The following is a 9101-nucleotide window of genomic DNA, read 5'->3' on the forward strand; positions in this document are numbered from 1 at the left end:
TCACCAAATCAGGACTTTCCGATGCGCGACGCCACCCTTTGCCCCATCCATCCCGCCGTGTGCGAAGAGGGCTATGCCAGCCTGACCGTTCCGACGCATCGCGCGTCGACCATCGTGTTCCAGGACGCCGCCGCCTATGCCAGCCGGGGGCAGCGCAGCCTCGACGGCTATTCCTACGGCCTTCACGGCACGCCCACGAACCGCGTCCTCGAAGCGCAGCTGAGCCGGCTGGAGGGAGCGCAGCACTCCGTCCTGCTGCCCTCGGGCCAGACCGCCATCGCGGTCTGCTTTCTCGCGACGCTTCGGCCCGGCGACACGGTGCTGGTCCCGGACAGCGCCTATCCGCCCGTCATGGGCTTCTGCCGCAACTTCCTTGCGCCCCTGGGCATCAACCACCGCATCTATCGCCCTGATGCCGCCGACCTTGAGGCGCAGATCAACGATAGCGTCAGGCTGATCTGGATGGAATCGCCCGGTTCGACCACGATGGAGGTGCAGGACGTCCCCGCCATCGTGGCGCTGGCCAAGAAGCACGGCATCCTGACCGGCATCGACAACACCTGGGCGACGCCCCTGCTGTTCAAGCCGCTGGCCTATGGGGTCGATTTCTCGATGCAGGCCCTGACGAAATATGTCGGCGGGCATTCCGATCTGCTGATGGGATCGGTCTCGGTCGCCAACGCCGCCCTGCACCGGGCCCTGCGGGACCAGATGCGGATGCTGGGCCTGGGCGTGCCGGCCGACGCCGTCGCGCTGGCCCTGCGCGGGATCGAGACAATGGCCGTCCGCATGGCCCATCAGGGTCGCATCGCGCTGGATATCGCGCGTGACCTTTCCACCCGCGATATCGGCGAGGTCCTGCACCCCGCCCTGCCCGGCAGCCCGGGCCATGCCCTCTGGGCGCGCGACTTCACCGGTTCCAGCGGCGTCTTCAGCGTGGTTCTGGATGACGCGACGCGGCTCGACGAGGCGCTGAACGCGCTGCGCGTCTTTGCCATCGGGGCTAGCTGGGGCGGCACGCGCAGCCTGATGGCCCCAATGACCATCACGCGGGACAATCCCCATCCGCGCAACGACAAGACGATCCTGCGGCTGCAGATCGGGCTGGAAGATCCTGCCGACCTATCGGCCGATCTAGCTGCCTTCTTCGACATTCTCACGAACAAAAAGGGCGCCTGAACGCCCCCAGCCAACAGAGAGGTTTTCATGAAGACACTGACACTCGCCGCCCTGACCATGTCGGCGCTAGCCACGACCGGCTATGCCAGCACGCTGGAGACGGTTCAGCAACGCGGCCGCCTCATCTGTGGGGCAAGCCAGGGCACCGTCGGCTTCGGTGCACCGGACAGCGACGGCTACTGGCGCGGTCTTGACGTTGAGATCTGCCGGGCGGTCGCCGTCGCGGTGCTGGGCGACAAGGACGCCGTCGATTTCGTCCCTCTGTCGGGCCAGCAGCGCATTCCCGCGCTACAGACCGGAGAGATCGACATCCTGCCCCGCACCCTGACATGGACGCTGCAGCGCGACGGCAACGGCATCAACTTCACCACTCCGACCTACTACGAATACACCGGCTTCATGGTCCCGGCCGAGCTTGGGATCACCCGCGTCGAGGACATGGACGGCGCCGCCGTCTGCGTGCAAACCGGATCGACCACCGAGGTCGTGGTGGCCGACGTTTCGGCCAATCTGGGCCTCGATTTGGAGCCGGTCGTCTTCGACAACACTTCGGCCACGCGGCAGGCCTTCTTCTCGGGGCGCTGCGATGCGCTGATCACCGATGCGGCGGCGCTGGCCTCGGTCCGCGCGACGCAGTCGGACAATCCGGACGATTACGTCATCTTCCCCGCGACCCCCTACATGGACGCCCTGACGCCCGCCGTGCGGCATGGTGACGATCAATGGATGGACATCGTCACCTGGTCGATCGAGGCCCTGAAGACAGCCGAACTGCTGGGCATCACCTCCGAGAACATCGACAGCTTTGCGGATAGCGACGATGCCCGCATCCGGCGCTTTCTTGGCACCGAAAGCGGCAATGGCGCGGCGCTTGGGCTGGCCGACGACTTCGCCGCCAACATCATTAGCGAACTGGGCAATTACGGCGAGATGTTCGAGCGCAATCTGGGCATGGACAGCCCGCTGCAACTCGAGCGGGGCGCCAATGCCCTTTACAGGGACGGCGGGCTGATGTTCCCGCTGACCTTCCAGTGATCGCAGTCTCGCGCTTCTGGCACGATGCGCGGGTGCGGGGCGGCCTGATCCAGGTCGCCCTTGTCCTGGCGGTCATTGGGTTCATCCTCTGGATAGGCAACAACACCGTCCAGAACCTGCAGGCGCGCGGCATCCGCGTCGGCTTCAACTTCCTGGACCGCAGCGCTCGCTTTCCCATTTCGGAAAGCCTGCTGCCCTACACGCCGCAGGACAGCTTTCTCTGGGCCTATCTGGTCGGGCTGACCAACACGCTGTGGATCTCGCTGCTGGCGATCGTCGGGGCGACGATCCTGGGTCTGGGCGTGGGTCTCGCCGGGCGGTCGGACCACCCGCTGCTGCGCGGGCTGGCCGGCGGCTATGTCGCGGTGATGCGCAACCTGCCGCTGATCGTGCAATTGCTGTTCTGGTATGCGCTGGCCACGACAGCCTTTCCTGCCCCGCGCGAGGCCTGGCAGCCCCTGCCGGGCGTCTTTCTAAGCCAACGCGGGATCTTCATCCCCAGCCTGCCGATCCTGACCCTGCTGCTGGCCCTGACGGCGGCCGTCCTCGCCTTTCGTCTGCTGCCGCGCCTGCGCTGGCTTGGGGCTGCGGCCGTCTTCGCCGCAGGCGTCGCGCTGTTCGGCGGCCCGCCGGACATCCCCGAGCAGCGCGGCTTCAGCTTTGCCGGAGGCACGCGCCTCTCGCCCGAATTCACGGCGCTGATGCTGGGCCTCGTCCTCTACACCGCCGCCTTCATCGGCGAGATCATCCGGGGCGGGATCGACGCCGTCGCGCGCGGCCAGTGGGAGGCCGGCCGGGCCCTCGGCCTGACCGACCGCGTCACGCTGCGCCAGATCATCCTGCCGCAGGCGCTGCGCATCATCATCCCGCCCCTGACCTCGCAATACCTGTCCACGGTCAAGAACACGACCCTGGCGCTTGCCGTCGGCTACCCAGAGCTGGGTCTGGTCGTGAACACGGTCGTCAACCAGACCGGGCAGGCCATCGAAAGCCTGGTGATCATGCTGGGGGTCTTTCTGACCATCTCCTTGTCGGTGTCGCTTCTGATGAACTGGTATAATGCCCGCATGGCGATCGTGACGCGCTGATGGAGCACGTCGTCATCGCCCCCCGCCCCGCACCGCCCCCCGTTCACCGCCCCCTGTCCGGCATGCTGTTCGGCGACGCGCTCTCTGCCGCCATCACGATCGGGGCTGTCGCGCTGATCGCGCTGATGCTGCCGCCCCTGAACTGGGCCCTCCTGGACGCCGTCTGGAGCAGCCCTGACGCGCCAAACGCCTGCCGCGCGGGCGGCGCCTGCTGGGCCTATCTGCACGACAAGGCGCGGCTGATCCTGTTCGGCATCTATCCCCCCGATCAGCAATGGCGCCCGGTTCTGGTCATCGCCCTGATTGTTGCGATGGTCCTGGCCTCACTCTCGCCCCGGCTGTGGAATGCACGCTTGCTGCTGCTATGGGCCACGGCGATCGGGGTCATGCTGCTGCTGATGCAGGGGGGGGGTGCTGGGGCTGGTGCGGGTCGAGACCGCCAAATGGGGCGGCCTGCCGGTCACGCTGCTGCTTGCGGTCCTGTCGCTTGGGCTGGGCTTTCCGATGGCTGTCCTGCTGGCGCTCGGACGTCAGTCAGACCTGCCGATCGTTAAGGCCATCTCAGTCAGCGTGATCGAACTGGTGCGTGGTTTGCCGCTGGTTGGCCTTCTCTTCGTCGCTGCGATCCTTCTGCCGCTGCTGCTGCCCGCGGGCTGGACCATCGACAAGCTGGGCCGCACCGTCGCGGCCCTGACGATCTTTGCTGCAGCCTATCTGGCCGAGGTCCTGCGCGGCGGCCTTCAGGGCCTTGGGCCTGGACAGGCCGAAGCGGCACGCGCGCTCGGCATCCCATATTGGAAGATGATCTGGCACGTCATCATGCCGCAGGCGATCCAGAAGGTTATCCCCCCGCTGACGAACACCGCCATCGTCATGGTCAAGAACACCTCCCTGGTGATGATCGTGGGCGTCTTCGACATGCTGGGTGCGGGCCGCGCCGCAGCGGGCGATCCCGCTTGGCCCGCGCCCTTCACCGAGACCTACCTCTTCGTCGCTGCGATCTACCTCGCGATCTGCTTTTCCATCTCGATCTACGCCCGCTGGCTCGAGCGCGGCGTCAAGGCAAGGAGCCACGCATGACCCACGCGATCACCGTCACCGGCCTCAACAAGTGGTATGGGGCCTATCACGCCCTGCGCGACGTGGACCTGACCGTGGCTGCGGGCGAACGGATCGTCATCTGCGGCCCTTCGGGGTCCGGCAAATCAACCCTGATCCGCTGCCTCAACCGGCTGGAAGAGCATCAGTTAGGCCGGATCGCGGTGGGCGGCACGACCCTCGACGACGACCTGAAGAATCTCGACGCCGTGCGCCGCGAGGTCGGGATGGTGTTCCAGCACTTCAACCTGTTCCCCCATCTGACGGTGCTCGAGAACTGCGCCTTGCCTCAAATCTTGGCACGCCGGACGCCACGCGCGACGGCGGTCGAGCAGGCCCGCCATTATCTTCGGCGCGTGCGCATCCCCGAACAGGCCGACAAATATCCGGGCCAGCTGTCGGGCGGTCAGCAGCAGCGCGTGGCCATCGCCCGCGCGCTGTGCATGGCACCCCGCATCATGCTGTTCGATGAGCCGACCAGCGCCCTTGATCCCGAGATGATCGGCGAGGTGCTGGACACGATGATCCAGCTGGCCGAGGACGGGATGACCATGGTCGTGGTCACGCATGAGATGGGCTTTGCTCGCCGGGTCACCGACCGGGTGATCTTCATGGCGGAGGGACAAGTGGTCGAGACGGCCCCGCCGGACCGGTTCTTCGACAGCCCCGTCAACCCGCGCACGCAGGAATTCCTGCGCCAGATCGTCCACTGACCCCCGGCGCGCAGCCCTTCACGAGCGATGCGCAGGCAGCGTGCATCCATGCCTGTCGCGCATCTCGGCCTCGATCAGCGACAGGGGTAGCGCTCCGAACCGGTCAAGGATCGCGGCCGTGGCGGCGTCGATCGCATCCGCGATGGTGGCGTTCACCGACCGCTCGACTAGGCAGGACGGGCGCGGATTCGAGAAGCCGAAGGCAAAGAGGTCCGGCGAGCCGAGCGAGTGATAGACGTCCAGCACCGTGATCTCGTCCATGCGCCGGGCGATCCGCCAGCCGCCGCCATGGCCGCGCTCGGCCTCGACATAGCCGCCGTCGCGCAGCCCGGCCATGATGCGCCGCACCACCACCGCATTCGAGCCCAGCATCTCGGCGATGTGCTGCGACGTCATCGGCGCCTCGGTCTGCGCCATGTGCAGCAGGACATGCAGCAGGCGGGACAGGCGGGTATCTTGGCGCATCCGGGTTCTCCCTTCGTGTAACTTTACGGATTACATGACCGGGACGGATCATGCTATAAAGATACTTATGCAGTTACATGAGTCGCCTGACATGACCAATTCCTCCGCCGCCCTGCGCGGCTTCACGCCGCTGCTGATCGGCATGGCCATGACCATCGCCGACGTGCCGATGATGGCGATCGCGATGCCGGGGATCGGCGCGGATCTGGCTCTGGGCACCAGGACGCTGGCGCTGGTCGCCGGAGCCTACCCGCTGGTCGTGGCGATGCTGCTGCTGCCGGCGGGGCGGGCCGGGGACCGCTTCGGGCGGCGGCGCGTCTTTCTGATCGGCGGTGCGCTGTTCCTGGCGGGGGCGCTTCTGGTGGCCGTCGCGCCGGGGCCTCTGCCCCTGGCCGGCGCGCGGATGCTGCAGGGTGCGGGCGCGGCGGCGCTTGCGCCGCAGGCGCTGGCGATGATCCCGCGGCTCTTTGCGCCTGCGGCGCAGTCCGGGGCCTTTGCGCGACTGGCGATGACCGCCTCCTTTGCGGCGGTCTGCGGGCCGCTCTTGGCGGGCGTGCTGCTGGCGGCCGCGCCGTGTTGGCTGGGCTGGCGCGCGATCCTCCTAGCCGAGGCCGCGCTGGCGCTGGCCGTGATGAGCCTTGCCGCCCGGCGACTGGCCCCGGACCGGACCGGCACAGGCGATACCGGACGCCCGGCCCAGATCGCCGCCTTCGCCGCCCTCATCCTGTGCCTTGTCGCGCCGCTCTCGCTCGGCCCCGCCTTCGGCTGGCCGCTGCCCGTGTTTCTTCTGCTGGCGGCGGCCCTGCCCTGCGCCGCCCTCTTCGCGCGGCTGACGGCGCGGGCCGGACCCGCGGCGCTGATCCCGCAGGCGCTGCTGCGCGTGCCGGGCTTCCGCTGGAGCCTGGTCTTCCTGCTGCTGGCCGTCTCGGCCGCGCCGGGCGTCTTCGTGGTCCTGTCGCTGGCGCTGCAGGCCGGGGCAGGTCTCGGGCCGCTGCAGACGGGGCTGGTGACAGCGGGCTTTCCGGCAGGCGTGATGGCGGGGTCATGGCTGGCCGGCCGCCTGCCGCTACGACCGCTGGCGCGCGTGGCGCTTGGCGTCGCGCTGCTCTGCGCCAGCTTCCTGCTGATCCAGGCGGTCCTGCCAGGGCTCAGCCCCGCGCGGCTCTGGCCGCTTCGGGCCGGGATGCTGGCGGCGGGGGCGGCGATGGGGCTGACCGTCACGTCGGTGATGCAGCTGGGCATGTCGGGCCTGCCACGGGCGCTGTCCGGCGCAGGGGCCGGGGCGATCCAGACGATGCAGCAGGTCGGCATGGCCGCCTCGATCGCGCTGAGCCTTGCGGTCTATGGCGGGGCCTTGGCGACGCGACCGGAGCTGGAGGCCGCCGCGGCGATGATGTGGCTGCAGATCGGCACGACCGGCGCCGCGGCGCTGCTGGCGCTGGCCCTGCTGCGCGGACAGGTATTCCCCAAACGAGAGGCAGAGGCATGAGAGCCGATCCGCAGCAGGACCCCGCGACCTTCTGGGAGGCATTCTACCTGACCAGGCGCACATCATCTAACGGCCGCGCCACCGCGGCGCTTCAGCGGATCGCGGCGGATCTGACGCCGGGCCTTTCGCTGGACCTTGGCGCCTCGCATGGCGACGACGTGATCTGGCTGGCCCGGCAGGGCTGGCAGGCGCGGGGCTGCGACATCTCGGACACCGCCATCGCCCGCGCGCGCACCCGCGCGGCCGATGAGGGGCTGGAACACCGCGCGCAATTCGAGCGCTGCGACCTGTCCGCGGCCTTTCCGCAGGGCGCCTTCGACCTGATCACCGCGCTTTATCTGCAATCGCCCGTCGCCCTGGCGCGGGCCGCGATCCTGGCGCAGGCCGCCGCGCGGTTGCGGCCGGGCGGTCATCTGCTGGTCCTCTCGCATGCGGCCCCGCCGCCCTGGAGCCCCGAGGCCACGCCCTCGACCATCTTCCCGACACTGGCCGAAGACCTGGCCGCCATCGGCGCCCCCGCGCCCGGGCTGGAGGTGCTGGAGGCCCGGATCGTCACGCGCCCCGGACGCGGCCCCGACGGAGCCGAGGCGATGCTGGAGGACAACCTGGTCCTGATCCGACGGCGACCGGTCGAGGAGACAGGGTCGCTCTGCCGCAGCGCGTGACAGATGCTTGGGCGCGAGCCGGACTCAGGGCCCGGACCGTCCGGGCGAGATGGCGGCGGTTCCCGGATCGTCGCCGGTCAGGACCCGACGCAGCCGGGGGGCGGCGAAATCGAGGAAGGCCCGGACCTTGCCTGCGGCACGGCGGCCTTCGACATGGACCATATGAACCGGGAGCGGCCTCGGCTCGAAGGGCGCAAGCAGGATGCGCAGGCGATCCTGCGCGACATCGGACACGATCTGATAGCTCAGCGCCCGCGTCAGGCCCCAGCCCCTGCGAGCAAGGTCCAGCGAGGCCGCGACGCTGTTCATCGTCAGGCGCGGCGTGATCCTCAGCGCCGTGGTCTCGTCCGCGCCGAACCGCCATTCCAAGGGTGCTGCATCCGTTCGCGCACCGATCAGCCGGTGCCCCGCCAGGTCGGAGGGGACGGACGGCAGGCCCCGCGCCTCGATATATCCGGGCGCGCCGCAGATCACCCGCCGCACCGCGCCCAGCTTGACGGCCGTCAGTTCCGACGACGCCAGCGGCCCGATGCGCAGCGCAAGGTCGAACCCCTCCTCGACCAGATTGACCACGCGGTCCAGCATGACCAGCTCGGCGCTGATGCCGTCATGCGCTTCAAGGAAATCGGTGACCAGCGGGGCAAGATGCAGCCGCCCGAATTCCTGCGGACAGGTGATGCGCAGCGTGCCGACGGGCTGCGCCGCCGCGCCCGAGACCGCATCGTCGGCGGCCTGCAATTGCCGCAGGATGTCGCGCACCTCCTCGAGATAGGCGCGCCCGGGCTCGGTCAGGCGCAATTGCCTGGTGGTGCGGATGAACAGGCGCGCGCCGGTCGCGGCCTCGAGCTCGGCGACGCCCCGCGTGGCCGAGGGCGCGCTGATCCCCAGGGACCGGGCGCCCCCGGAAAAGCTGCCGGCATCGGCAACCGCGACGAAGACCCGCAGGGATAGCAGCCTGTCCATGGCGTCATTCTTTCAGATAAAGAAACAGCGCAATACCAGAAAAGCATATTAATTCGGTTTCTGCATAGCCCTATCTTGCCCTCGACACAGAAGGAGCAAGACAGATGACAGATGACGCAACGCGCAGCCCGGTCATTCTCTATCGCCATCCGAAATCCGGGCATTGCCATCGGGTGGAACTGATGCTGTCCCTGCTGGGCCTGCCCTACCGGACAGTGGACCTGGACATGGCCGCAGGGGCGCACAAGGCGCCGGATTACCTGGCCATCAGCCCCCTGGGCCAGGTTCCGGCCATCGAGGATGACGGCGTGACGCTGTCGGATTCGAACGCGATCCTGGTCTATCTGGCGGCGCGCCATGGTGCGGCCTCGGCCTGGCAGGGCCGCAATCCGGTGGAGGCGGCAGA

At 68.5% G+C, this 9101-nt stretch carries 9 protein-coding genes and 1 pseudogene; 8 read left to right on the forward strand and 2 right to left on the reverse strand.

The genetic code is table 11. The features are described from left to right. Positions 1-21: 21 nt before the first annotated feature. The 5 genes from EOJ32_RS16045 to EOJ32_RS16065 all read left to right on the forward strand — a co-directional run bounded on the left by EOJ32_RS16045 (position 22) and on the right by EOJ32_RS16065 (position 5113). A complete protein-coding gene (locus EOJ32_RS16045) occupies positions 22-1179 on the forward strand; it encodes a PLP-dependent aspartate aminotransferase family protein (RefSeq protein ID WP_127899214.1) in 1158 nt (385 codons plus the stop codon). Positions 1180-1206: 27 nt separating this feature from the next. After that, positions 1207-2214, forward strand: coding sequence for an amino acid ABC transporter substrate-binding protein (locus EOJ32_RS16050; protein WP_127899215.1), 1008 nt, complete (start codon positions 1207-1209; stop codon positions 2212-2214). After that, positions 2211-3302, forward strand: a complete 1092-nt coding sequence (locus EOJ32_RS16055) for an amino acid ABC transporter permease (protein WP_240542453.1) — start codon at positions 2211-2213, stop codon at positions 3300-3302. Before EOJ32_RS16050 ends, EOJ32_RS16055 begins: the two co-directional genes overlap by 4 nt. 411 nt (positions 3303-3713) lie before the next feature. Then, on the forward strand, positions 3714-4382 hold the full coding sequence (locus EOJ32_RS20450) for an amino acid ABC transporter permease (protein ID WP_240542454.1): 669 nt from the start codon (positions 3714-3716) through the stop codon (positions 4380-4382). Continuing rightward, positions 4379-5113, forward strand: coding sequence for an amino acid ABC transporter ATP-binding protein (locus EOJ32_RS16065; RefSeq protein WP_127899216.1), 735 nt, complete (start codon positions 4379-4381; stop codon positions 5111-5113). The genes EOJ32_RS20450 and EOJ32_RS16065 overlap by 4 nt, the downstream gene beginning before the upstream one ends. Before the next feature lie 18 nt (positions 5114-5131). Here EOJ32_RS16065 and EOJ32_RS16070 read toward each other — a convergent pair whose 3' ends face one another. Continuing rightward, positions 5132-5578, reverse strand: coding sequence for an Rrf2 family transcriptional regulator (locus EOJ32_RS16070; RefSeq protein ID WP_127899217.1), 447 nt, complete (start codon positions 5576-5578; stop codon positions 5132-5134). A gap of 91 nt (positions 5579-5669) precedes the next feature. Between EOJ32_RS16070 and EOJ32_RS16075 the strand changes: the two genes are divergently transcribed. Together EOJ32_RS16075 and EOJ32_RS16080 are read left to right on the forward strand one after the other, a co-directional pair. After that, positions 5670-7067 carry an MFS transporter gene (locus tag EOJ32_RS16075; RefSeq protein ID WP_240542455.1) on the forward strand — a complete coding sequence of 466 codons (1398 nt, stop codon included), beginning with the start codon at positions 5670-5672 and terminating at the stop codon, positions 7065-7067. Next, complete coding sequence (locus EOJ32_RS16080) at positions 7064-7732, forward strand: cyclopropane-fatty-acyl-phospholipid synthase family protein (RefSeq protein ID WP_127899219.1); 669 nt, start codon at positions 7064-7066, stop codon at positions 7730-7732. Before EOJ32_RS16075 ends, EOJ32_RS16080 begins: the two co-directional genes overlap by 4 nt. 24 nt (positions 7733-7756) lie before the next feature. On the opposite strand, the gene EOJ32_RS16085 is transcribed toward EOJ32_RS16080, so the two are convergent. Further along, the gene (locus EOJ32_RS16085; RefSeq protein WP_127899220.1) at positions 7757-8695 is read right to left on the reverse strand and encodes a LysR family transcriptional regulator; all 939 of its coding nucleotides are present in this window, start codon (positions 8693-8695) and stop codon (positions 7757-7759) included. 182 nt (positions 8696-8877) lie between these two features. Here EOJ32_RS16085 and EOJ32_RS20715 point away from each other — a divergent pair. Continuing rightward, a pseudogene (locus EOJ32_RS20715) lies at positions 8878-9000 on the forward strand (glutathione S-transferase N-terminal domain-containing protein); the annotation flags it as partial. Between the last annotated feature and the right edge of the window lie 101 nt (positions 9001-9101).

It is taken from the genome of Paracoccus sp. Arc7-R13 (assembly GCF_004010775.1).
In the GTDB taxonomy this organism is placed as follows: domain Bacteria; phylum Pseudomonadota; class Alphaproteobacteria; order Rhodobacterales; family Rhodobacteraceae; genus Paracoccus; species Paracoccus marcusii.